We start from the raw sequence: 24438 nt of genomic DNA on the forward strand, positions 1-24438 counted from the left end.
ATCGGCTCGAAACCACCCCTTTATGTACCTTAAAGCGGGTAAAACTGCATGAAATCCCGATCAACTCCGCTGACAAAACTGTTAACCGGCGCATTCGAATAGAACATCACGCGCGGCAGGAAAATTGTAACCTGTTGATTTATTTGATGTGGCATTTCCGGATTCTCACGGAAACCGTGACTATTTGCGTTGGTTATACGGCCGATTTGCAGGATGAATTTCAGATGACCCGGGGTGCCGTCTACCCCTTTGCTACGTGGAATGCCCGACACACAGGGCGGACTGCCAAACGTAACAATTTATGACGGAGTACCCCATGCTGTCCCAACTTCTGACAAGCCTGCGCGCTCGTCTCTTGACCACGTCTACAATAGCGCAAGAGACCACCCGCGACGGCCAAACCCTTTTCAACAACTTCTTTCAAAGCACCGTTGTAGATGACACCCCGGCTTTCGTGCTGGCAAATGACTTCTCGCGTCTGCTGAACTTTGGTGAAATCATCACCAACAACGCCGTTGCCGCCGTTCAAGCGCAGGGGCAGGATATTGATGTGTTCAACTTCCGCTCTGGGCGGATCGAGGCGAACAACGGCCCCGACGCATTGGCCACCGGCGTTCAGGTCACCGGCAGCGCACAGGTTCGCAACTTTGGTGAGATCGCGGGTGAATTTAACGGCGTTCAGTTTGCAGGTGCTCAAAGCTCGGGCGGTCTGGATAATTTCCGCGGCGGCGTGATCAGCTCTGACAGCCGCGCAGTCGACATTCAGGGCCAAGGCATTGATGTGCGCAACTTTGGTGACATCATCGGCACCGGCGATCAGCGCAATGGCACGATTTACACCAACAGCACTGCCGAAGATATCTCGATCTCGAACTTTACGGGTGGCACGATTGACGCGGGCGAAGGCAACCAGGGCGCGGGCATCTCGTTGCAGACTGGCGATGAGGTTGGCGATCGCGTGGAAACCGACATCTTCAACGGTTTTGGAGCGACAATTCAAGGCCGTGGCCAAGGGGCCGCCAATACCGGGCTGGCCGGCGACGGCATTCGCATTGACGACGGTGTCGAAGGTGCCACGTTGGAAACCGAGATCGTCAACAGCGGCCTGATCTCGACCGAAAGCAACCAAGGCACGGCCGCCGGTATCCGCATCGCGGATGGCGTAAACGCCGAAGGTGAGATCCTGAACACGTCGACCGGCGTGATAGAAGGCCCGCGCAATGGCCTTTACATCGGCAATGGTGAACATGATCTGGACGTGCTGAACTTTGGCACCATCCAATCCGGAAGCCGCGCGGTGAACATCGACGGCTCAGGTGTCAACCTGATCAATGGCGGCGACATTCTGGGAAACGACGACCAGCGTAACGGCACCGTTTATGCCGATGGCACCGCAGATGACTTCTCGGTCCGCAATCTGGCCAATGGCACAATCGACGCGGGTGAGCACAACCAGGGCTCGGGTTTCGCAGCAGAAATCGGTGGAGCCGCAGACGGTGCCAACACGTTCTCGTTGGAAAACGATGGCCTGATCCAGGGTAGGGGCAACGGCGCAGCAGGCACTGGCCTGGCCGGAGATGGTATCCGCATTGGCAACCCGGGAAATCAGGGCATCGCCGAAGGGACCATTGTCAACCGTGGCGAGGTACGTTCGGAAGGTGCCAACGGCACTGTAGCCGGTGCGCGCGTTGTGGATGGCGTGAGCTTTCAGGGCGAATTTACCAACGCCGGCACAATCTCGGGTGTCCAAAACGGCGTCTACTTTGGCAACGCGGATCATACGGGTGGTCGTTTCGTCAACGAAGCAGGAGGCGTTGTGTCCTCGGACAGCCGGGCCTTCAACATTGATGGCACGGGGCTTGAGGTCGACAACCAAGGTAACATCCTTGGCACCGGAGATCAGCGCAACGGTACGGTTTACGCTGACGGAACCGCGGATGACTTCTCGGTACAGAACTCAGGTCTGATCGACGCTGATGACGGCAATCAGGGTTCTGGCTTTGGTGTGGAAATCGGTGGTGCAGAAGATGGTGCCAACACATTTACACTGGAAAACACGGGCGTAATCAACGGGCGCGGAAACGCGGGTGCCGCCACGCCGCTTGCCGGTGATGGCATTCGCATCGGCAACGTTGGCAACACCGGCACTACCGATGCGACGATCTCCAACTTTGGCGGGATTTTCTCTGAAGGTGCCAACGGCACGGTCGCCGGCATCCGAGTTGTCAATGGCGTGAACTTCCAGGGCACATTGCTTAACGCGGGTGCCGTCGAAGGTGTGCAAAACGGTGTCTACTTTGGCACTGGTGACCACTCGGGCGGGTCGTTTGTCAATAGCGGCACCGTTTCCTCGGACAGCCGGGCACTGAACATCGATGGTAACGGGCTTTCCGTTCAGAACCTGGGTGCCATCTTAGGTACAGGCAATCAGCGCAACGGCTCAGTCTACGCTGATAGCACGGCAGACAACTACACCTTCACCAACACTGGTCTGGTGGACGCAGGCGAGGGCAATAACGGCTCGGCTGTTTCGCTGCAAACAGGTGACATTTCAGGCGATGTCGTCTCGGCGGCGATTGTAAACGAAGGTGTGTTGCAGGGCCGCGGCGATGCAACCGAGGGCAATCAGGTTGGCGATGGTCTGCGCCTGTTCACGGGTCAGGAAGACGCGTCTTTTGCCGGAGTTGTCATCAACGAAGGTCTCATTGCCGGGTCCGAACAGTCGGACGCTGCAGCCGGTATTCGTATCGATGGCGGTTTGAACCTTCTGGGTGCGATCCTGAACGAAGGCGAAATCCGAGGCACGGTCAATGCGATCGATGCATCGGATGCTGGTGACGTTACCATCGTCAACGACGACGAAGGTGTGATAAACGGCAACGTCCTGCTGGGCAACGGCAATGACATTTTTGTCGATCTGGGCACTACTAACGGCGACATCAGCGGTGGCGAAGGTGATGACGTTCTGATCGCTGGCGATGCAGACAATGTGCTGACCAGTGGTCTGGGCAATGACTTCATCGACGGAGGCGGCGGCATCGACACAGCCGATTTCTCGGATCTGGATGTTGCGGTAGAGGTCCGTCTGGACGCCAATGGCAACGGCACCGCCACGCGCGATACCGGGTTCAACGTCTCGATCGTGGATGCGGCTGTTGTGGCTCCGGACCAGTTTGGTGCGAATATCCCGGATGGAGGCTGGTTTGTAGAAGAGGCCGTTCTGGGCAATCTGTACTACAACATTCACACCTCCGACTTTCCTGCCGGGGAAATTCGCGGGCAATTGCTGGTCGACAGCGATGTAACCGAAAACGGCATCCGCACAGTTTCGCTGAGCGGCGGTCTGGACGCATCGCAAGAACCCGGGCCGACATCGGATAGCGAAGCCACCGGCAACGCGACCGTTGTCATCACTCAGAACCTGGCAACAGGCGAAGTCACCTACTCGAGCGAGCTGAGCGTTGTGGGCCTTAACGAGGCCGACCTGAACACGCCGATCCCCGGTGTCGTATCAGCCATCCATCTGCACAATGCACCAGCGGGCGCAAACGGCCCGGTCGTGCAGGACACGCTGGTGGACGCGGGCGCGACGCTTGATGTTGATGCAATAGGCGGCACCGGAGTTGTCGGACTGGACGTGATCGACAATCAGATCGAAACCGACGTGCTGGTCTCGATCGAGAATGTCATCGGCTCTGACGATGGTGATGTGATTGTCGGCAGCGATCTGGAGAACGTTCTGAACGGCGCGGATGGCGATGACCTGCTGAACGGTGAGGGCGGCAATGACGTCCTGATCGGTGGCGAAGGCGCTGACACCTTCCTGTTCCAGGGCACCTTCGGTGACGACACAATCTCGGACTTTGAAACGGGCGTCGACAGAATTCAGATCGGAGATCTGGGCCCTGACTTCGACGGCGGTCCGAGTCCCGTTCAGGATGGTGACGACGCCGTCATCAGCTTCGGCGACGCAGGCTCGATCCGTCTGGCCGGTGTCGACGCCGCGGACCTGACGGAGAACGACTTCATCGTTTAACCAATCAACAGCGGGGCGGCCTAGGTCGCCCCGTTTGCCAAACCGGAAAGGGTTCCCTGATGTCCCAGAAAACCAATCCCGTGAAAGCCGCCTGGGGGTCGCTGCGCAAGGGCTTTGTTGCAGTTGCCTTCTTCAGCTTGTTTCTGAACCTTCTTATGCTCGCCGGTCCGCTTTACATGTTGCAGGTCTACGACCGCGTCCTGACCAGTCAAAATGTCGACACCTTGATCGCGTTGTCAGCATTGTTGGCCGGTGTATTCGTCGTGGTCGCCTGCCTTGACCTGATGCGGATGCGCATTTTGGGACGTCTGGCCGCCCGCTTTGAGCTGAACGTTGGTGCCCCAGTTCTTGGCGCTGCGATGCGCCGCCGTGTCCATGGCGAAGCCGACGCTGGCGAAAACCTTGTCGAAGACGTGAACGGATTTCGCGAATTCATCTCGGGAACCACGCTGACCGCGTGTTTCGACGCGCCGTGGATCCCGCTCTATCTGTTGGTCCTTTATGCCCTACACCCGTATCTGGGTCTGCTTGGTTTGGCCGGGGCCGTCATGCTGACGATCATGGCTCTGATCAACAACTCGCGCGCCCGGGAACCGATGCGGTCGGCTTCGCAAGCGCGCGGTCGTTCAGATGCCTTGTTCAGCATCAGTGATAAAAACGCCGAGCTTGTTCAAGCGCTTGGCATGAAATCCGATTTGCTGCGACGCTGGACCTCGCTTCAGGCGGAAGCCCATCAGCACAAGACCCGCGCCGCTGACCGGGTTGCCAGCTTTTCTGTCGTGTCCAAGACCGTTCGGATGGGATTGCAATCGGCCATTCTGGGACTTGGTGCGGCACTGGCCATCACCGGAGAATCCACCGCTGGCGTCATGATCGCGGCAACCATCGTACTGGCCCGCGCACTGGCCCCAATTGACCAATTGATCGGTCAGTGGCGCAGCTTTCTGGCCGCGCGCGGATCTTACTCCAAGCTGACTAAACTGACCGAAGAGTTTGCCGAAGCCCCACCCAATCTGCACCTGCCGCGCGCGTTCAAATCTCTGGACGTCAAGATTGCGCAGGCAGGCCCCCCGCGCGCCGTCAACGCCTCGCTCCGCCAGATCGACTTTGGCCTTGTGCCCGGAGATGTGTTGGCAGTTATCGGGCATAGCGGTTCGGGCAAGACCACCTTGGGCAAGATGATTGCCGGTATCTGGCACCCCCAACGGGGCGAGGTTTTGCTGGATGGCAGCCCGATGTCCAAATGGAACCACGAGGATCTGGGCAAACAGATCGGTTATCTGCCACAGGATATCGAGCTGTTCGACGGCACGATCCGCGAAAACATCGGGCGCTTCTCTGTCGCCATAGACGATGCCGAAGTGCTGCGTGCCGCACGCGAAGCCGGTGTGCACGAAATGATCAGCGCCCTTCCCGATGGATATGAAACGCGCATCGGTCGGGGGTTCTTTTTGTCCGGTGGTCAACGTCAGCGGCTGGCACTAGCCCGGGCGCTTTATGGCGATCCGTTTGTGTTGATTTTGGACGAGCCGAATTCGGATCTAGATGCCGAAGGCGAACAGGCCCTGCGCGATGCGATCACGGCGGCGCAGTCCCGCGGCGCAATTGCCATCGTCATGACCCATCGTCCTGCAACGTTGCAGGCTGCCAACAAAGTAGTGGTCCTGCGAAACGGCGCCCAAACACAGTTCGGGGATAAAGAGGACGTCCTGAAGGTCAATCGCCGGAACGTTCTGGACAAACCGACCCAATCCGGGGCGCACGAACCCACTGTGCGCCCTGCCAATGCAACTCAGATCAGCGGAGCTGCCCAATGACCCAGTTGATGAAACGCCCACAATCCCCGAATGTGCTTACCGCCCACGATGTGCAAGTATTGGACATCACGACCGAAGCCTCTGGCATCAAACGCTATGTCCTGTTCGGGTTGTTTACCCTGATGGCTTTCGTCGGCGGCAGCATCTATTGGGCCTTCGCCTCGAAACTGGATGGGGCGGTGGTCGCGCCGGCCTCGTTTGTGGTGGAAGGTGACCGCAAGACGGTTGAACATCTGGATGGTGGCATCATTGACTCGATCTTGGTCACGGATGGTGAATTCGTTCAGGCAGGTCAGCCCCTCGTACGGCTTGACACCTCAGATTTCGACGTAGATCTGAGTGTTCTGGGCAGCCAATTGGGCGAGTTGTCGGTCCGGCGCGCCCGCTTGCTGGCGCAGATTAACGGCACGGACAGGTTTGACGAGCCAACCGCTTTGGCCGGGTTCAGCGATGGAATGCAGCGGCTGCATTGGTTGTCGCCTTACCTGACGCAGAAACAACTATTTGACGCCGAAGCCCGCGCCCGCCGGACCGAGGCTCAAATCAACGCGCACCGCATTCTGGGGCTGCGCAATCAGATCGCCGGCCTGAACGAACAACGCCTCTCGACCCAAAACCAGAAGGACATCACGCAGGTTGAGCTGTCCAATCTGAAATCCTTGCTGGACAAAGGGCTTGTGGCCGTCACACGGGTCAGCGCGCGCCAGATCGAAATGGAACGTCTGGGCGGTGTCGATGCGTCGTTGCGCACCCAGATCGCGCAGGCCCAGGACCAGATGCAAGAGTTGCAACTGTCCCTGCTCAGCCAACAAAAGCTGCGCGACGAGGTGATCGCCGGAGAGCTTGCGGTTGTGGATGCCCAGCTTGATCTGATCCGGTCACAATATTCAGGGGCATCGGAACGGTTGAAACGAACACAGGTCCTGGCCCCTGCCAGCGGGCGGGTCGTTAATTTGGCAGTATCTACAACCGGCGGCGTCATTCGCCCCGGAGAGGCGATCATGGATATTGTTCCCGCCAATCAAGCCCTGATCGTCGAAGCACGTATCAAGACCGCCGACATCGACAAGTTGCAGATCGGTCAGGCAACGCGCATTCGCCTGTCAGCCTTTACGCAGACCGATGTGCCTGAAGCCAGCGGCCGGATTTTTGACATCTCAGCCGACGCGCTGGAGGACGATCGCACAGGCGAGCCTTATTACAAAGCCCGGGTGAAACTGGATGCCGATCAACCCACCGAAGTCGCCGCACTGGATCTGTTGCCAGGAATGCCCGCGGATCTGTTTGTGAAAACCGGCGAGCGCGCAGTAATCAGCTACCTGTCACAACCAATCAGTGACCGGCTCGCCAAGACTTTTATCGAGTAACTTATTTTGCCCGCATCCGGCTTGCCGGGTGCGGGTCGTTCACGTCTTTCTCGTGACTAAATGCAGCAGGTTAGACGCCGTATCGCGCCATGAACATATCAACGGCCTGCGTCGCAATTGCATCCAACTCTGCTTTGGAAAAGCTCTTTTGAACGCCAATGGCAGCGCGGGTCCAAATCCGAACCTTGCAAAGTTCACTGAACTGTTCGGCTGCCAATTGCAGGTTGTCGATGGCCAACTCTCCCTTGTTGACCGCCTTTTCCAGATACTCGACCATCTGGCGCTGACCGTTCTGCGGCCCGGCCTCATAAAATGTTTGGCCCAGCTCCGGGAACCGGTCACGCTCGGCGATGCAGATGCGGAACATCTGTTGCGAGAAGTCCGAGACCAAAAAACTCGTGAGCTCTGTTGCAGCGATTGTCAGAACTTCGCGTGCCGGTTTGCAATCGTCGACCATCGCCACGACGTTTTCCGCCATCCGTCTACACTCGACCTGCGCCACTTCCATGAAAAGCAGCCGCTTATCGGGGAAATAGCTGTATAGCGTGGCCTTAGAGACCCCGGCGGCACGGGCTATATCGTCGACGCTTGCTCCTTCGAAACCATCCGCCATGAAAACCTCTCGGGCTCCGCGCAGGACCTGATCAAATTTTCGGCCTGTACGCAGAATGACGGCTGCTTCGGTCATGTACTCTCCTTCGGTCGATTGGGTGACAAATGTTTAAACCGTTCAGTTCAGATACAACAAATCGCACAATTAGCAGGCATCTGGCAACACAGATGACGTTAGGTTTTCGATTAACCAGTTAAGTTAATTTACAACGCGCGTCCCCAAAGCCCTATAATTGGCCCGTCATATCTTGCAGCCTGTGTGTTACGTGCTACCACTTTGCACATGGTCGATATCTTTCTGCGCACACTGCCCTTTTTTGCGATCATCGGCTTGGGATACTGGGCTGGGCGCAGTCGATTTTTTTCTGAAGAAGCAACGGCGTACCTGACGAAATTCGTTTTCTATTTTGCGCTGTCGGCCATGCTGTTTCGCTTTGCCGCCACCCTGCCCTTTGCGGATATCTTCAATGCAAGGCTAGTCGTTGGATACTTGATCGGAACCGCCGCTGTGTACGTCTTGGCGACGGTTGTCGCATGGATACGTCGGCTTGATATCCCGACCGCAGCGGTAGAGGCGCAATGCGCGGCCATCGGCAATGTCGGTTTTCTGGGCCTGCCCATGCTGGCGCTGCTGTTTACCGAAGCCGCGATTGGCCCGGTTATGCTGGTTCTGACGGTAGATCTTGTGGTGTTTTCATCCCTGATCGTCATCCTGATAAATGGCGGGCGCGACGGGCGGTTGACGCCTGCAACCTTCCGACTGATCGGGATCGGTTTGATCAAGAATCCGATGATCGTTTCGATCTCGGCGGGAATGCTCTGGTCCGCGTTGCAGATTCCTGTTCCTGTCCCATTGAACGATTTCCTGACAATTCTGGGCGGGGCCGCGACCCCGGGTGCCCTGTTCGCCATCGGAGCTTCTCTGGCCAGCAAATCCGCTGAACGTGTACACATTGCAGGCTGGTTGAGCTTTTGCAAACTGGTCGTACACCCTGTTTGTGTTGCGGTTGTGTTGCTGTGGGTTTTGCCCGTGGCTGCATTTCCTGCTTCTGTCGCAATCGCCGCCGCGGCACTGCCGGTGGCGGGTAACGTGTATATGCTGGCCGCCCATTACAGGGTGGCCCCGCACCGTGCATCAGCTGCGATACTACTGTCCACAGCGGCCAGCATTCTGACGGTGCCATTGTTCATCGCCTGGGTCGGAACGCCCTGATCTAAGCCTTGTGAAAAATGGCACACCAAAGCCGCGCAGCCTTTACGTATCGAGCGTGTAAGGATAGCCATGTCGCAAACCCAACGTAAGGACGAAACCAAATGGAAACCCTTTCGGAAAATGCATGTTTCGGAGGCGTTCAGGGCGTCCACCGCCACGCCTCGACTGCCTGCCAATGCGACATGACCTTTGGCTTATTCCTGCCGGCCGAGGCCAAAGACGGCCCGGTTCCGGTTTTGTGGTATCTGTCAGGCCTGACCTGCACCCATGAAAACGCGATGACCAAAGCAGGTGCTCAGGCCTGGGCGGCCGAACAAGGCATCGCGGTGGTCTTCCCGGACACCTCGCCACGCGGTGAGGGTGTTGCCGATCACGATGATTACGATCTGGGCCAGGGCGCCGGGTTCTATCTGAACGCCACGCAGCAGCCTTGGGCGCCGCATTTCAATATGTGGGATTACGTGGCCGAAGAATTGCCTGCTTTCCTGACCGAAAACTTCGCGATCGACGCGGAGCGTCAGGCCATAACCGGACATTCGATGGGAGGGCACGGAGCGTTGACACTGGCTATGAACTTGCCGGGGCGCTTCCGGTCTGTGTCCGCTTTCGCACCCATTTCAAACCCGACGGGTGCGGATTGGGGTCGCAAGCAACTCAGCGCCTACCTAGGCGATGATCAGACGGCATGGGCCAAACACGATGCCTCGGTCATGATGAAAGAAATCGGCTTTGACGGCCCTATTCTGATTGACACTGGTGCGAATGACCAATTCATCGACCTGTTGCGCCCCGAAACTTTGGCGCAGGCGATAGCGGAACGTCGTCAGCAGGCAATCTTCCGTCTTCAACCAGGCTATGACCACTCATACTTCTTCGTGTCGACCTTCATGGAAGACCACATCACCTTCCACGCCGAGGCGCTGTACGGAGACTGAGGCATGAGCAAATACGACTATGACCTGATTATCATTGGGTCCGGCCCTTCGGGTCGATCGGCCGCAATTCAAGCGGGCAAGTTGCAACGGCGCGTATTGGTGATTGACCGCAAGGACCGGTTCGGCGGCGTATCCGTCCACACCGGCACGATCCCATCAAAGACCCTGCGTGAAACGGTACTAAACCTGTCCGGCTGGCGCGAGCGCAGCTTCTATGGCCGCTCGTACCGCGTCAAAGATCAGATCCGGGCCGAAGACTTGAAGGCACGTCTGCATATGACGCTGGATCACGAAGTTGACGTGCTGGAGCACCAATTCAACCGCAACCATGTGGAGACCTTGAACGGGTTGGCCAAATTCGTTGGGCCTCACGAGATTGAGGTTGCCACTGATGCCGGTGAGACCACGAGACTTACGGCGGCCAAGTTCCTTATCGCAACCGGAACAAAAACCTATCGCCCGGATTATGTGCCATTCAACGGCAAGACCGTAGTGGACGGTGACGACTTTCTAGAGATGGCAGAGATCCCGCGCTCGCTGGTCGTGATAGGTGCCGGAGTGATTGGCGTGGAATACGCCACCATGTTCTCGGCTTTGGACGTTCGGGTGACGTTGATCGAACCGCGCGAGACCTTCCTGGATTTCATCGACACCCGCTTAATCCATGATTTCACCCATCAGATCCGCGAAAACGGCGTGGACCTACGTCTGGGCTCAGCCGTTCAAAAGATAGAAGACGCTGGCGGCCATGTCGAAGTGACGCTCGAGAATGGCCGCCACGTGCGAGCTGAGATGCTACTGTTCGCCGCCGGGCGCATGGGGGCGACATCGGCATTGAACCTGCAGGCCGTTGGCTTGGATACCGATCATCGCAACCGGATCGACGTGGATCGCAAGACGTATCAAACTGCTGTGCCACATATCTACGCGACGGGCGATGTGATTGGGCACCCATCATTGGCCTCAACCTCGCTGCAACAGGGCCGCGTGGCTGCATGCCACGCGCTGGAAACCCCTACCCTGCCGGAAAGTCCGTGGTACCCTTACGGCATTTATTCAGTCCCCGAGATCTCAACTTGCGGCATGTCCGAAGAGGAACTGCAGGAACGCGGCATCCCATACGAAGTCGGCGTGGCGCGGTTCCGGGAGACTTCGCGCGGGCATATAATGGGGTTGGAGCACGGCATGCTGAAGATGCTGTTTTCACTGAAAACACGTCGGGTGCTGGGCGTGCAGATCGTGGGTGAAGGCGCGACCGAGTTGATCCATATCGCGCAGGCAGTCCTGAATCTGAAGGGCACGGTGGATTACTTCGTGCAGAATACGTTCAACTATCCAACCCTGGCTGAGGCATATAAGATCGCTGGTTTGGATGCATTCAATCGGATGCCAATCCCGGACGAGTTCAAAGTGCGCAAGAAACCCGCTGAAAAGACCGAGAAGAAGGCCGGGAAAGCGTGACGACGCTCTATATCGATGGCGATGCCTGCCCCGTGAAAGCTGAGGCCGAACGGGTTGCAACCCGGCACAAAGTTCCGATGGCACTGGTGTCAAACGGTGGCTTGCGGCCGTCTGCAAACCCATTGGTGCAAGTGGTCATCGTGTCCGAGGGCGCGGATGAGGCAGACAAATGGATCGCCGAACGATGCGGCGCAGGGGACGTTGTGGTGACATCCGATATCCCGCTGGCCGCAAAATGTGTTGAGGCCGGCGCTCGGGTCCTGCGTCCAAACGGCGAAGCCTTTACCGCGGCCAATATCGGCCAGCAACTGGCCATGCGTGATTTGATGGCCGACTTGCGCGCATCCAACCCATTGGGCGCGGGTGGCGGCGGAAAACCCTTTGGCAAAGCTGACCGATCCCGGTTTTTGGACGCCCTGGAACGGGAATTGAGGGCTGCGCAGCGAGGCTAATCCTCCCGCTTGCCAGCGACGCATCAAAGATGCGCCTTTGACAATTGGGCCGAGCAGCGCTGCGCGCTGCGGTTGTGCCTTGAACAATCCCGTCGCGCTTGGTTCAGTGGCACCAACTAAGGAACAAGAAGACAGGTACGTACATGTCGGTGAAAGCTGTTGTTTTTGACATCGGGAATGTTCTGATCGAATGGCAACCCGAACGCTATTACGACCAGGTCATCGGGGAAGAGCGCCGTCGTGCCATGTTCTCGGAAGTTGACCTGCACGGGATGAACGACCTGGTTGACCAGGGTCATCACTTCACTGACACAATCTATGATTGGGCCGAGAAATACCCGGAATGGCGGGATGAAATCCGCATGTGGCACGACAAGTGGATCGAACTTGCCGCGCCCGAGATCCCCCACTCGATCCGTCTGCAACGGGCCTTGCGGGCCAAAGGCGTGCCGGTTTTTGCATTGACCAATTTCGGGGTGCAAAATTTCGACTATGCGACGACGGTTTACCCGTTCCTCAACGAGTTCGACAAACAATACGTGTCGGGACGGATGCAGACCGTCAAACCGCATGTTCCGATCTATGAAATGGTCGAAGCGGATTGTGGACTACCGCCCGAGGCGCTTTTGTTCACCGACGACCGACTCGAAAATATCGAAACGGCGCGCGCCCGTGGATGGCAGACGCACCACTTTACCGGCCCACAGGGTTGGGCGGACCGACTGCTGCAAGAAGGTCTACTGACGGTCGAAGAGGCGCTGTAGCTCAGGCGGTGACGGGCGTTGGGCGGTTTTCGCGAATGGGAAGGTGGACGATGGCACTGAACGCCCCAATTGCGACTCCGATCCACCAGACCATGGTGTAGTCGCCGTACTGGTCATACATGCGCCCGCCCAACCAGACGCCCAGGAAACTGCCGACCTGGTGGCTGAAAAAGATGATCCCATACAGCGTTCCCATGTAGCGCAGTCCGTAGAGATGCGCGACCAACCCCGAAGTAAGCGGAACGGTGGCAAGCCAAAGCGAACCCATGACCAGCGAAAACACGATGACCGACAGGGGCGTGATCGGGAACACGATGAAGGCCGCCGCCGCAAGTGTGCGCGCCGTATAGACACCTGCCAGAAGGTATTTTTTGGGAAAGTGGTTCCCGGCCCAACCCGCCAGCAGCGTGCCCGCAATATTTGCCAGGCCTATCAATGAAATTGACACGGCCCCCAGTGCTGATGTGGTTGTGATGCCAATAGAATGCAGTACGCCACCGGGTTGTATGGGTCCGCACATCTCGGTCACGAAAGCGGGGAAATGTGCGGTGATGAAGCCAAGCTGATAACCGCAGCTGAAAAAGCCCAGAAAGATCAGCGTATAGGATGGATCGCGGAAAGCCCTGGTCAGGATCTGGCTCATGCTTTCTTCGATCTCTGCCTTGCTGGCGGCCTGCGGGGCGCGCATGAACGGCAGTGTCAGCACCAGTGCCAAGATAGCTGCAGCGAATACGATGAACACCTGCTGCCAAGGCATAAAGCTCAGCATCCATTCGGCTGTAGGCGCCCCCAGAACCTGACCGAAACTGCCAGCAGCTGTGATAATCGCAAGCGACATAGAGCGGTTTTCGTCCGACGATGCCCGCGCCACCACGGCAAGCACCACGCCAAATCCTGTTCCCGCGATACCGAACCCCACAAGCCATGCGTACATTTGGTGCTCGAACGGAGTGACGGACCAGGCCGACAGAACCATACCCGCCGCGTAGGTCAGAGCCCCAAGAATAATCGCGCGCCTGTCGCCGACCTTTTCGGCGATGACCCCGAAAATCGGCTGCCCAATGCCCCAGGCCAAATTCTGAATTGCGATTGCCATCGAGAAGTCCGAGCGCAGCCAGCCGAATTCATCTGCGATGGGGATCTGAAACACGCCAAACGATGCGCGCACGGCAAAACTGACGGTGATGATGATACATCCGACGATCAGGATGGGGTTCAGCAAGCGCGTGTGTTGGGGCATTAGGTCCTCGGGCGTTCAAGAACCAGACGTTACCGCGTTTAGGTTGTGCGTCAATTCAGGAGTTTTGCGGTCACGGATCAGCAAAATTGATGCGCCCGAGAAATGGCTGCTTTTCAACGGGCAAACCGGGCGCTATGCCTCAAAACATGACGGGTTTGATATCGCTTTATGACACGCAGGTGGCCGACGGCACCCTGACCAGAGACGACGCGCAAGAGGCCGTTCTTCCTCATTTCGAACGTATCCGGGCGGCATTGGCCGAACCTGTGAAACGGGGGTTCTTTCGAAAAGCCCCGCCGCCGCCCAAAGGTTTATATCTGTGGGGCGGAGTCGGGCGCGGAAAATCCATGCTGATGGATATGTTCGTCGACTCTTTGGCAGACATCCCCGCCCGCCGAGTGCATTTTCACGCCTTTATGCAGGAAATCCACGCAGGCATGCACAAGGCCCGTAAGGATGGAGTTGAAGACGCGTTGGCTCCGGTGGCCGCCTCGGTGATCAAGTCCGCGCGCGTACTGGCATTTGACGAAATGCAAATCACCGATATCACCGATGCGATGATCGTTGGTCGTTTGTTTGATCTGCTACATGAAGGTGGCACCGTGGTCGTGACGACATCGAACCGCCATCCGGATGATCTGTACAAGGACGGGCTAAACCGGCAGCTATTTTTGCCCTTCATTGCACATATCAAAGAACAGCTTGAGGTGTGGGAGCTGATCTCACCCACGGATTACCGCCAAAACCGGCTAGAAGGCGCACCTGTTTACTTTACACCCATAGGCCCCGAAGCACGCGCGAGCATTCGCAGCGTCTGGAATGACCTGGCCGGGGGGACGGCGGACCCGCTGATCCTGCAGGTCAACGGTCGTGCGGTAGAACTGCCCGCCTTTCGAAATGGCGTGGCGCGGGCCAGTTTTTACGACCTTTGTGGAAGGATGCTGGGCCCGGCAGATTATCTTGCCATCGCGGAAAAAGTCAAAGTTCTGGTGCTTGAGGACATCCCGCGCCTGTCGCGCAATAATTTTAACGAAGCCAAACGGTTCGTCACGCTGATCGATGCACTGTATGAGGGAAAAGTCCGCTTGATCTGTTCAGCTGCGGCAGAGCCCGAGATGCTGTATGTCGAAGGTGAAGGCACATTTGAGTTTGAACGCACCGCGTCGCGCCTGCGCGAGATGCAGGATCAGGATTGGGGGCAATAGGAGCGCTGCCCCCGCCGCGCTTTGCGCGACTCCCCCGGGATATTTGGCCAGATGAAGCTGTGCGGATGCGCCTTTTTCAGCCGTTCTCGCGCAGAATATTACCGGCCAGGTATAGCGATCCACAGATCAGAACCCGCACCTGCGGGTCATCTTCAGTAATTTTTTTCAGGGCCTCGGCTACACTATTGGCAGTAGACGCTGCCAGCCCAACCCGAGAAGCGGCTTCAGCGGTGTCGTCAGCGCTCAGCGTATTGACCTCGCCCGGGATAGAGACTGCCGTCAGGCTTTGCGCCTGTGCGGCAAGCGGAGCCAGATACCCGGTGACGTCCTTTGTGTTCAACATCCCACAGATCATATGGGTTGGACGTGCAGGCAGCTTCGCCAGTAGATCGGCCAATGCCAAACCTGCGGCAGCGTTGTGCCCGCCATCCAGCCAGAGCTCGGCCTCGGGGGCCTGTTCGACCAGAGGGCCGGTTTTCAATCGCTGCATGCGGGCTGGCCATTCAGCCTTGGTCACCGCAGCCTCATAGGCGTCTTCCCCAAGATCCAGATGACGCAATACCGCTAGCGCGGCGCCGGCGTTTTGATACTGATGTGCGCCCAACAGATTTGGCAGCGGTAGATCGCGCAGGCCAGTTTCGTCCTGATAGACGAGCCGCCCGTTTTCTTCGGTGACGTGCCAGTGTTGGCCATGCACCAACAAAGGTGCACCCAGACGCGCGGCAGTGTATTCAATGACCTCCAGCGCCTCATCCTGTTGCGGGCCAACGATGCAGGGAACACCGGGCTTGATGATGCCGGCCTTTTCCGCTGCGATCTTGCCCAAGGTATCGCCCAGATATTGTTCATGGTCGATTGAAACCGGCGTGATGACCGTCACCGCCGGGTCGTGAATGACATTGGTCGCATCCAACCGGCCACCCAACCCGACCTCAAGCAACGTGTAGTCCGCCTTGGACCGGGCAAAAGCCAGCAGGGCCGCGCAGGTTGTGATCTCAAAATACGTGATGTTCTCGCCACCATTGGCGGCATAACATTCGTCCAGAACCGCCGTCAGAGCCGGTTCGGAAATCAGTTCACCCGCCAGACGAATACGCTCATGAAACCGTGCCAGATGGGGCGAGGTATAGGCATGGGCGGTCAGCCCTGCCCCTTCCAGCCCCGCTCGGATCATGGCCTGGGTCGAGCCCTTGCCGTTGGTTCCCGCGATATGGATCACCGGCGGCAGCTTGTTTTGCGGATTGTCCAGCGTGGTCAGCAGACGCCAGACACGATCCAAGGTCAGGTCAATGATCTTGGGATGCAGCGCCATCATCCTTTCCAGAATGACGTCCGATGTCTGAGGGGTCATTTCTCTTCCGCGTCTTCAGCCGGGGCTTCTGCCACTGCATCTTCGGATTCGGGCGCTGGCAGATCACCTTTGACCGCCGGAGGCTGGTTCATCAACATCCGCGTGATGGTGATCAACTCATCGCGCATTTCGGTCCGCTTGGTCACACGGTCCAACATGCCGTGATCCAACAGGTATTCGGCACGCTGAAACCCTTCGGGCAGCTTTTCCCGGATCGTCTGTTCGATCACGCGTGGACCGGCAAAACAAATCAGCGCATTGGGCTCTGAGATATGGACATCACCCAGCATCGCGTACGAAGCCGTCACACCGCCCGTTGTTGGGTGAGTCAGCACTACGATGTAGGGCAGATTTGCCTCTTTCAGCATTTCTACTGCCACGGTTGTGCGGGGCATCTGCATCAGGCTTAGGATACCTTCCTGCATCCGTGCGCCGCCAGCGGCCGAAAACAGGATCAGCGGGCGCTTTAGCTTCACCGCCTCTTGAGCGGCCGCGATGATCGCGTTGCCGACATACATGCCCATGGATCCGCCCATGAACGAAAAGTCTTGCGCAGCTGCGACAATCGGGGTTCGGCCAATTTCACCCAGGGCGACCAACATCGCCTCTTTCTCGCCCGTTTTCTTTTGGGCGGCTTTCATCCGGTCGGGGTACTTTTTCTGATCGCGGAATTGCAGCGGATCGTCTTTGGGCGCGGGAACCTCGACCTCGGTAAAGATCCCACCATCAAACAGATGATCGAACCGCTCGCGCGGAGTGATCGCCATGTGATGATCGCACTGGGTGCAGACATTCTGGTTTTCTGCCAACTCACGGTGAAACAGCATGGTTCCGCATTCATCGCATTTGTGCCAAAGATTCTCCGGCACTTCTCGGCGCGAGAAGATCGAGTTGATCCGTGGGCGGACGTAGTTTGTAATCCAGTTCATATCGGAACCTTGGCTTGTGCGGCTTTGACGTCAAATAAGACGCTACGGAAAGAAATGCAATCAACGCCTGAGCGCAACCCGCGCTGTTAGCCAACTGACGATCATCACAGCAAAATCCACATACAGCCATTGCCGCAGCGCCCCGGTATCCGACATGTCGTAAGGAAGCAGATACAATGCCAGACCACTTAAGCCATCGGGTAAGGAAACAAACAGCAGAGCGACCATATTATTGAACAGGTGCAATGCGATAGCAGGCCCCAACGTCCCTGACCGTGCCGTCAGATCCGCCGCCATCAGGCCGAACATACCGGACCACACGGCAACCAGTAGCGCGTTGTCTCCGGCCGCGCCGGGGGCATAGTGACCTGCCGCGAACAAAATCGACGGTACGCCCAACCAAATAACTGGCGATCGGAATCGCGCTGCCAGACTTTGCTGGATGTAACCCCGAAAAAGCACCTCTTCAGCGCTTGTCTGAATCAGCACTGCAAAAAGCGAGAAAGGCAGAAACAACAGCCAGGTCGACAGTGCCAAATTCTGCGTCAGCGTTGCGCCCATGCCATATGGCGGCAAGATGGCCACGACGATCCCAACGATCAGCAATGCCTTAAAAACATTCCAAAATTGCCCAATGCCCTCGCGCCATGGACCACAGATTGAGCGCAGCGTTCGATGTTGTAGGCGTTTTGCAGCGATGGACACGCCCAATGTGATGAAGCCAAAGCTTGCCAGTAGCACCAAAAGTGCAACCGGGGATGCGCCGGTCAGCAAACCTTGGGCCCATTCGACGGATCCAAGACCCGCAACCAATCCAAAAAGTAGGAAGTTCAGAAGGATGCCAACCACGCCAACAATGGTCAGCCCGACAAGCAGGCGCCAAAGCTCTGGCCGTGCGCGCGAAGGTGCAACCAGTCGTTCATGCGCCATGTATCTGCCGGGGCGGGCGTCAGGCATTGTCGGCCGTGTCCCGGTTCGGCTCGTCATCATCGAAGATCAATGAGGTTGCATTGGCGGCGTTCAGCCTTTCGGAAATCGTAGTCAGATAGCCGGCAACCGTTTGCAGCAGCTGCATTGCAACACCTGCGTCACTTTCAATTACCGCGCGCAACTCCTCGGCCCCAATGCGCAGGAACGAACAATTCTTGACCGCAACCAAATCAAATTGCCGAATTTCGCCTGTGATAATCGACAAGTCTCCGATCAGACGCCCCGGCTCGATGACCGAGATCGTACGCGCGGTTCCGTTCCCTTCATTCCAGATCAGGTCGGCTTCGCCCGAAATACACAGATAAGCGGCATCTGGCGTTTGCCCTTCGGAGAAGATGATCTGTCCGGCTGCGGCATCGTACCATTGCGCCGAAAACGCCAGAAGGCGCTGGTTGCGACCATCAATGCCGGAAAACAGCTCGGTCGACGAGATAATCTTGAGCTTACGGCTCAGGTCATCCGTTGAGCTGGCCTCCTCTTCTGGGCGGGTCCGCGAGACGCCGTCAATTCGACCATCCTTGATCTCGACGAACAGATCATAGGCTTCGGGATGGGCAAAGTAATCCTCCATGAAGACCATGATGGAATCCGGCAACAATTCCCGCAGTTTCAGCCGGGTTCTCAGCCTGCTCTCGGAATCATGGCTGGCCAGAGCTTTGTCCAGGATCAACACATCAGGACGCTTGATTCCAGCGCGCGAGAATGCGGCGCGTTCCTGAAATACCGTCGGCAGGTTATTCCCACCCAGACCCGAGGGCAGGTCATAGATAATGGCCGCCGCCCGGCGGCGCAGACCAGCTTCGTTCATGGCTTCGGCGACGACATCTTCGATTTCATCCGTGTGCGCCCCGGCCATCAAAGAAACCCGCCCGAACAGGGCATTTTCCATGACAGTCATGCGTTCAATATATGCATCCGGCGTGACCGGAACGAACATCCCATCCATCGAGGCACGCAGCTGTTCCGCTTGTCCCCTTCGGATGGCCAAGATCTTATCTTTGTACTCGTCCGGAAAATCAGGCCCGATCTGTTCCGCGGTCAGCAGGAACGGAACGGTCAGCAACAAGGCACGCTCGCCCTCGCTGATTGCTTCATCCCCTTTGGCTTTGCGCCGGTCCTCGATATCAAGCAGACGGTGGAACATATCCTTGGCCATACCCAGACGAAGGAACAGCGGGTGATCTGCCCCGTCCCGCCCAAACGTCTGGTGCAGTGTTTCCAGCACCGCGCTTGCAATGCTCATTGCGTCATCGTCCAGATCGTGATGGCGCAGCATCCACATGAACCGATCATCGCCCGCCAGAATATCCGGTGAGATATCGCGAGACGGAGCGGCAAACAGCAGGTTGCCCCCCAGCGGAACAGCCGGGTTAAAGCGGTCCGGTTCGAACCGATAGACATACCGCGCCAGGTCTTTTTCTTCCAACCTCTGCGCGACCGTATCGCGCAGATTTACGATATCACGCGCCAGGGCAGAATGTTGCACTGGATCGAACTGGGTACGTAATGTCCGGCGGAACATGAACTCGTCGATGCCCATCGCCTCGACCAGCTGGAACCACCAGTTGCGGATATCCTCGATGTCTTCCAACCCTGCCAGGCCGGGATCGATCCACTCATCCGACAGGGAATCCGGAGGGTTCCCGGCCCGCACCGCTTCGATCTGCCACCGGCTTGGGGCCTTCTTTGCGTCGGGTTCGTGTTGTGGATGGGTTCGCAACGGCATCAAAAGGTTATCGCCTAAAGTCCCGTCAAACAGATAGGGTCGCGAATAGGCATAGCCGATCCTCGCCGCAATTACCGTCTGATGGAGTTTTAGCAGATCGTGACCCGCAATTGTGACGCTGCCTTGTATTGGCAATAGCTCTCGTGTCAGTAGTTGCGCCAACGCGCCACGCTCGGCGGCGCTTGACGACTGGATAGCAACGCGGGCACCCTTGGGGATGGTCAGGTCGATATCTTCAAGGATGGTTTTCCCGTCATCATCGCGCACTGTTACATTGCGCAGTTCGATATCGCCGCTTAGATGCGGAATAGACTCTGGCTCACCCACAAACAGCTCTTCAGGGATCATGTTGTCCGGGGCAAAACGTTCAATCACGATTTCCCAGCGCAAAGACATATCCTGAACCTGGTTGTAATAGGTCAGCAAGTCTTTCCATGGGCCACTAAGGTCCTTGTATGCCCCAAGCGCCGCGACCAACGCGCCCACTGTCACCTCACCCGTGATCGCCAGATAGCCACCGACCGAATAGAACAGGAACGGCGTCATCTGAGTAATCAGATTGTTGAGGAACTTCATGAAGAACTTCTTGTTGTAGATCTTGAACCGGATCTCGAACAAGGTTCCCAACCGATGGCTGAATTGTGCCAACCGATAGCGCCAGCCACCATTGGCCCGCAAATCGCTGATGCCCGCCGCGCTTTCGCCAATTTCCGAGCTGAGGTGGCGGACCTGCTGAATACGTTCCTTGTTCAGCAGGTTGATCTGGCGCTGCAGTTTTGGGATCAGCCATGCCTGCAACGGAATCAACGCGATGCTGGCCAGACCGAACCAAACGCTTTGCATGAACAGAAAGGTGACAATGGTCATCATCTGACCAAACTGGAACACCGGCTGGGCAATCGCATCACCCATCAGGCCGCCCATCGGTTCGGCCTCAGAGGTGATCATTGAAACAAGTTCACCTTGGCTGGTGGTGGCAAAATACGATTTCGGGAATCGCATCGCGCGGTGAATCAGCGTGAACCGAAGCCGGCGCAGCATACGCTCGGCCAATATGCCCTTCATCGTGTTGATGCGCATCTTCATCAAGCCGCTGGCGATTACAGTGGCCAAAAATGCGAAACAGAGGATTAGCAGATATTGGACCTGCGTGAAGGTGAACCCAAAAAGTGTAACGCTATCGTTGGGCGCACCAATTGCGTCGTTGATGATCTGTTTTGGCAGCTCTAGCGAGGCGTAGAGAAACGGAAACGACAATACCGTCAGAAACAACAGCACAAGCTGCTGCTTTTTCGAGTGTTTCCAGATGAACGAAAATAGTGTGGGTTCCATGCCCCGGCCTTGCCTCAAAGAATTTAGTACGCGGTTTTTCGGATAATCCAAAGCAATCAGGTGCCGGACGGTACGCACAGTCCCAGGTGATTGCAAGAACGGCGATGGGGGCCTTAGCAGACACAACCAAAACCGCCCAGTCACAACCACGTTAGTGTCGGGCAGTTTTATGCGGATTTCGCCAATTCGGCCTTATCCTCGCCGTTGTCTTTGACTAAAGAAGGTCAAGTTCAGACGATGGGATCATGGGCAAACTTCTCGAACGATATCTACACCGCAAAACTATTGCGCGTTGGCAACGCGCCGTTCAAGACGCGGCCGGGGCCACGAACCCCCAATTGCGTCAACAGCGCGACGAGGCGCGCAAACTGCGTGCGCAATTGGACCGTTTGCTACGGGAAGCAAACGAAAGACTGACGCTGCCCCTGATTGGATCAAAGCAATTCCCCAAACCGCTGGGTACTGACTGGTGCTGGCGACCTGATTTGTGGCGGGGTCCCTTGCCCCGGCCCGGTCTCGCCTCAATCCCGCGTAAGGTCGAATTGGATCAGCAGGTAAAGATATTCCATGACTGCGCTCTATCCGAGATCAGTGTGCGACAGGCACGAAACATGGACGAAAAGGACCTGGCCGCTTTTGGACTTGGCGTCGAAGTGTTTGGCTTTGCGGGGTCATTCCTGTCCGTGTCGCTGGATTTGCCGCCCGAGGCTGTGCAAGGTCTGACGCGGCAGCACCTGATGCGGGTCGATGCCCAGATTGAAACAGAACGTCCGCTGGACGTGACCGCGCGATTGAATATTCGGCACGGCCCAAACACTGATTCCGTTCCACGGTCTCTTGATTTGTCGACAAGTTCGAATGTTCTGGATTTCGATCTTGCCAATTTGCCGCTGAACGAACGGCGTATAGACAAGATCTGGCTGGATCTGGTTCTGACCAATCCGGCTATGAACCGCATAGTTCTGCGGGACCTGACCCTTTGCCGCCACCACCGCGCCGACATGTGAGAGCATTGGCCATGACACAACCAACCTTGACCCCAACCCTGTTCGAAAACGGCATCTGGCGCGGGTACCTGCAGGCCGACACTGAACCGCACGTCGAAGTCCGTTATATGGGCCAGGCGCTGGAGGGTGTACTCATGACCGCCGCCGATGGTGGTTGGGAGCTGAGTGTGCCGGTGCCATCAACCGCGATTGCCGACGGGGTTCATTGCTTTGTAATAGCCGATGCAGCCACATCACAGAAGATCGGTGAATTCACAATCATTGCGGGTGCATCAGCCGCGGATGATTTGCGGACCGAAATCGCTTTGTTGCGGGGGGAACTGGACTTGTTGAAACGGGCATTTAGACGGTCTCAGGCACCTTCGGACTGATCCGGGTTTTCTTCGTTTCCAAGGCTTTGTCTATCTTTCAGGCGGAATCCGTGCATCATAAATGTCATCCGAAGCAACCCGAGTGCGAAAATGGACCGCAGCAGTATCGTCAAGGTCATCGCTCTGATGGTGACAGGGTTCGGGATCGGTATCGACTTTACCGGCGCTCTTATTCTTGTCCCGGCCATCGAAAACAGCTTTGACGCTGATATTACCAGCACCCAATGGGTTCTGAATATCTACGCCTTGTTTTTTGCCATGACCATGGTCGCCGGGGGGCGCATGGGGGACATGTTCGGGCATCGCAAGATGATGATCATCGGGCTGGCGATCTTTCTATTTGCGTCCGTCATGTGCTTTGTCTCTCCCAGTCTCGACTTCCTGATCGCCGCGCGTGCTTTGCAGGGGATTGGTTCAGGTTGCGTCTGGCCTTGCACGCTTGCTTTTGGCGCCACCAAAGTCTCGCGTCCCGAGCACCGCGCCATGATCATGGGTATGATCCTCGCCGGTGTGACCAGCGGCAATGTTTTTGGTCCGCTCATCAGCGGCGCCGCAGTCAGCTTTGGCGACTGGCGCTTGTTCTTTCTTGCAAACGTGTTGTTTTCGACCATTTCGATGGTTACGGCCTTGATCCTTATGGAGCGTGAAACTCAACACAAACGGGGCGAACAAATCGATTTCGCCGGGATAGGTATTCTTTCGTTTGCCGTTCTTTTGCTGCTTTACGGGCTGGACATCGGTGCGGACTGGGGCTGGACGTCTGTCCCGCTGCTGATGTTGTTTTTCGTCAGCGCCGCGCTGTTCTTCTTTTTCCCGCAAGTCGAGAAGCGCGTGAAAGAGCCGCTTTTACTGCCACAAATGATGCAGAACCGCGAGTTTCGGATCACGCTGGGACTGAACATGTTCAACGTGTCGGCGGCATTTGTAGGGCTGCTATACTTCCCTCAATACATGCAAAAGGTCCTTGGTTGGTCCGTGTTTGAATCCGCGATTGGGCTTGCCCCGCTAACACTCCTGCTGGCCGTTGGCTCGATTGTTTCGGGCACTCTTTATAATGATTTCGGGCCAAAGCGCCTGCTGTTCTGGGGGTATTTGATCGCAACGACCGGCGCTCTCAGTATTATTATCTTGCCGGCGGGGCTGGGCTATTTTCAGATTTTGCCCGGCATGGCGATGATCGGGCTGGGCGCAACGTTGACGGTTGGGCCATCAGGCACTGCAGCCGTGTGCGCCGTCAAACCTGAACGCGCTGGACTTGTCGGCGGGCTGAGCTTTATGACCCATCTGGTATACGGCGCTATATCCGTCGCCTTCGCGACCGCAATAATGTATGTCGTCAGCCTGTCCAGCCTCAGTAAACAGCTGGTTGCGGATGGGATCAACATGTCTGCAACCGATCAAAAGGCGATCAACGGTGGAACGCTTACGACCGGTACGGCCCGCGCTATAGTGGAAAAGCTAAGCTCGGCAGAAGCCGAAAAGGTCAAATCCGCCGTCGCTGCCGCATTCGATGCAGGTATGAACATGGCCTTTGTTTTTGCGGCCATCTCGGTCTCGGTAGGCATTGTTCTGGCGATGATGCTTGACGAAGAAAAACTGCACAAGGTTGAGGGCTGATCCTGGCCTTTGC

18 protein-coding genes are annotated in these 24438 nt (G+C 57.0%); 12 read left to right on the forward strand and 6 right to left on the reverse strand.

Translation table 11 applies throughout. The features are described from left to right. The first annotated feature begins 316 nt into the window (after positions 1–316). The 3 genes from AC2FJE_RS10980 to AC2FJE_RS10990 are packed head-to-tail and all read left to right on the forward strand — an operon-like array spanning position 317 to position 7220. Positions 317–4036 carry a beta strand repeat-containing protein gene (locus tag AC2FJE_RS10980; protein ID WP_496760940.1) on the forward strand — a complete coding sequence of 1240 codons (3720 nt, stop codon included), beginning with the start codon at positions 317–319 and terminating at the stop codon, positions 4034–4036. A 59-nt stretch (positions 4037–4095) separates the two neighbouring features. Then, positions 4096–5853, forward strand: coding sequence for a type I secretion system permease/ATPase (locus AC2FJE_RS10985; protein WP_496706546.1), 1758 nt, complete (start codon positions 4096–4098; stop codon positions 5851–5853). Next, positions 5850–7220, forward strand: coding sequence for an HlyD family type I secretion periplasmic adaptor subunit (locus AC2FJE_RS10990; RefSeq protein WP_496756023.1), 1371 nt, complete (start codon positions 5850–5852; stop codon positions 7218–7220). The genes AC2FJE_RS10985 and AC2FJE_RS10990 overlap by 4 nt, the downstream gene beginning before the upstream one ends. Positions 7221–7290: 70 nt before the next feature. On the opposite strand, the gene AC2FJE_RS10995 is transcribed toward AC2FJE_RS10990, so the two are convergent. After that, positions 7291–7908 (reverse strand): TetR/AcrR family transcriptional regulator, encoded by a 618-nt coding sequence (locus AC2FJE_RS10995; RefSeq protein WP_282169497.1) that lies wholly within the window; start codon positions 7906–7908, stop codon positions 7291–7293. Between the two features lie 207 nt (positions 7909–8115). Between AC2FJE_RS10995 and AC2FJE_RS11000 the strand changes: the two genes are divergently transcribed. The 5 genes from AC2FJE_RS11000 to AC2FJE_RS11020 all read left to right on the forward strand — a co-directional run bounded on the left by AC2FJE_RS11000 (position 8116) and on the right by AC2FJE_RS11020 (position 12657). Continuing rightward, entirely contained in the window at positions 8116–9045 is a 930-nt protein-coding gene (locus AC2FJE_RS11000; protein WP_496760941.1) for an AEC family transporter, read from the forward strand. A 101-nt stretch (positions 9046–9146) separates the two neighbouring features. Next, complete coding sequence (fghA, locus tag AC2FJE_RS11005; RefSeq protein WP_496760942.1) at positions 9147–9980, forward strand: S-formylglutathione hydrolase; 834 nt, start codon at positions 9147–9149, stop codon at positions 9978–9980. 3 nt (positions 9981–9983) lie between these two features. Continuing rightward, positions 9984–11441, forward strand: coding sequence for a Si-specific NAD(P)(+) transhydrogenase (gene sthA, locus AC2FJE_RS11010; RefSeq protein WP_496760943.1), 1458 nt, complete (start codon positions 9984–9986; stop codon positions 11439–11441). Continuing rightward, a complete protein-coding gene (locus tag AC2FJE_RS11015) occupies positions 11438–11893 on the forward strand; it encodes a YaiI/YqxD family protein (RefSeq protein ID WP_058272080.1) in 456 nt (151 codons plus the stop codon). Before sthA ends, AC2FJE_RS11015 begins: the two co-directional genes overlap by 4 nt. Before the next feature lie 143 nt (positions 11894–12036). Then, entirely contained in the window at positions 12037–12657 is a 621-nt protein-coding gene (locus AC2FJE_RS11020) for an HAD family hydrolase (RefSeq protein ID WP_108859718.1), read from the forward strand. A 1-nt stretch (position 12658) separates the two neighbouring features. Here AC2FJE_RS11020 and AC2FJE_RS11025 read toward each other — a convergent pair whose 3' ends face one another. Further along, positions 12659–13897, reverse strand: coding sequence for an MFS transporter (locus AC2FJE_RS11025; protein WP_282169501.1), 1239 nt, complete (start codon positions 13895–13897; stop codon positions 12659–12661). A gap of 146 nt (positions 13898–14043) precedes the next feature. Here AC2FJE_RS11025 and zapE point away from each other — a divergent pair, with 146 nt between their 5' ends. Then, entirely contained in the window at positions 14044–15102 is a 1059-nt protein-coding gene (gene zapE / locus AC2FJE_RS11030; RefSeq protein WP_496756005.1) for a cell division protein ZapE, read from the forward strand. 76 nt (positions 15103–15178) lie between these two features. Here the strand turns inward: zapE and AC2FJE_RS11035 are convergent, their stop codons facing one another. Genes AC2FJE_RS11035 through AC2FJE_RS11050 form a run of 4 tightly spaced genes read right to left on the reverse strand, consistent with a single transcriptional unit; the run spans position 15179 to position 21430 of the window. After that, positions 15179–16453, reverse strand: a complete 1275-nt coding sequence (locus AC2FJE_RS11035; protein ID WP_496756001.1) for a bifunctional folylpolyglutamate synthase/dihydrofolate synthase — start codon at positions 16451–16453, stop codon at positions 15179–15181. Then, a complete protein-coding gene (gene accD, locus AC2FJE_RS11040) occupies positions 16450–17382 on the reverse strand; it encodes an acetyl-CoA carboxylase, carboxyltransferase subunit beta (protein WP_058272084.1) in 933 nt (310 codons plus the stop codon). The genes AC2FJE_RS11035 and accD overlap by 4 nt, the downstream gene beginning before the upstream one ends. Before the next feature lie 60 nt (positions 17383–17442). Continuing rightward, positions 17443–18339, reverse strand: a complete 897-nt coding sequence (locus AC2FJE_RS11045) for a CPBP family intramembrane glutamic endopeptidase (protein ID WP_282169504.1) — start codon at positions 18337–18339, stop codon at positions 17443–17445. Then, positions 18332–21430, reverse strand: a complete 3099-nt coding sequence (locus tag AC2FJE_RS11050; protein WP_496760944.1) for an ABC transporter transmembrane domain-containing protein — start codon at positions 21428–21430, stop codon at positions 18332–18334. The genes AC2FJE_RS11045 and AC2FJE_RS11050 overlap by 8 nt, the downstream gene beginning before the upstream one ends. A gap of 245 nt (positions 21431–21675) precedes the next feature. Here AC2FJE_RS11050 and AC2FJE_RS11055 point away from each other — a divergent pair, with 245 nt between their 5' ends. The 3 genes from AC2FJE_RS11055 (at position 21676) to AC2FJE_RS11065 (ending at position 24425) form a co-directional block, all read left to right on the forward strand. Continuing rightward, the gene (locus AC2FJE_RS11055) at positions 21676–22437 is read left to right on the forward strand and encodes a DUF6478 family protein (RefSeq protein WP_496760945.1); all 762 of its coding nucleotides are present in this window, start codon (positions 21676–21678) and stop codon (positions 22435–22437) included. Positions 22438–22448: 11 nt separating this feature from the next. Continuing rightward, positions 22449–22808, forward strand: a complete 360-nt coding sequence (locus AC2FJE_RS11060; protein ID WP_496760946.1) for a hypothetical protein — start codon at positions 22449–22451, stop codon at positions 22806–22808. A 90-nt stretch (positions 22809–22898) separates the two neighbouring features. Next, positions 22899–24425: an MFS transporter gene (locus AC2FJE_RS11065; RefSeq protein ID WP_496755988.1), complete on the forward strand. Its 1527-nt coding sequence runs from the start codon at positions 22899–22901 to the stop codon at positions 24423–24425. Positions 24426–24438: the final 13 nt, after the last annotated feature.

This window comes from Ruegeria sp. CDSC002, assembly GCF_059610905.1.

Bases quoted from the DNA above. Each gene is read 5' to 3' on its own strand.
- AC2FJE_RS11050 (WP_496760944.1), bottom strand. From the start codon at position 21,430: ATGGAACCCACACTATTTTCGTTCATCTGGAAACACTCGAAAAAGCAG.
- AC2FJE_RS11025 (WP_282169501.1), bottom strand. From the start codon at position 13,897: ATGCCCCAACACACGCGCTTGCTGAACCCCATCCTGATCGTCGGATGT.
- sthA (WP_496760943.1), top strand. From the start codon at position 9,984: ATGAGCAAATACGACTATGACCTGATTATCATTGGGTCCGGCCCTTCG.
- AC2FJE_RS11020 (WP_108859718.1), top strand. From the start codon at position 12,037: ATGTCGGTGAAAGCTGTTGTTTTTGACATCGGGAATGTTCTGATCGAA.
- AC2FJE_RS11000 (WP_496760941.1), top strand. From the start codon at position 8,116: ATGGTCGATATCTTTCTGCGCACACTGCCCTTTTTTGCGATCATCGGC.
- accD (WP_058272084.1), bottom strand. From the start codon at position 17,382: ATGAACTGGATTACAAACTACGTCCGCCCACGGATCAACTCGATCTTC.
- AC2FJE_RS11060 (WP_496760946.1), top strand. From the start codon at position 22,449: ATGACACAACCAACCTTGACCCCAACCCTGTTCGAAAACGGCATCTGG.
- AC2FJE_RS10995 (WP_282169497.1), bottom strand. From the start codon at position 7,908: ATGACCGAAGCAGCCGTCATTCTGCGTACAGGCCGAAAATTTGATCAG.
- AC2FJE_RS11065 (WP_496755988.1), top strand. From the start codon at position 22,899: ATGGACCGCAGCAGTATCGTCAAGGTCATCGCTCTGATGGTGACAGGG.
- AC2FJE_RS10985 (WP_496706546.1), top strand. From the start codon at position 4,096: ATGTCCCAGAAAACCAATCCCGTGAAAGCCGCCTGGGGGTCGCTGCGC.
- AC2FJE_RS11045 (WP_282169504.1), bottom strand. From the start codon at position 18,339: ATGCCTGACGCCCGCCCCGGCAGATACATGGCGCATGAACGACTGGTT.
- fghA (WP_496760942.1), top strand. From the start codon at position 9,147: ATGGAAACCCTTTCGGAAAATGCATGTTTCGGAGGCGTTCAGGGCGTC.
- AC2FJE_RS10990 (WP_496756023.1), top strand. From the start codon at position 5,850: ATGACCCAGTTGATGAAACGCCCACAATCCCCGAATGTGCTTACCGCC.
- AC2FJE_RS11055 (WP_496760945.1), top strand. From the start codon at position 21,676: ATGGGCAAACTTCTCGAACGATATCTACACCGCAAAACTATTGCGCGT.
- AC2FJE_RS10980 (WP_496760940.1), top strand. From the start codon at position 317: ATGCTGTCCCAACTTCTGACAAGCCTGCGCGCTCGTCTCTTGACCACG.
- AC2FJE_RS11035 (WP_496756001.1), bottom strand. From the start codon at position 16,453: ATGACCCCTCAGACATCGGACGTCATTCTGGAAAGGATGATGGCGCTG.
- zapE (WP_496756005.1), top strand. From the start codon at position 14,044: ATGACGGGTTTGATATCGCTTTATGACACGCAGGTGGCCGACGGCACC.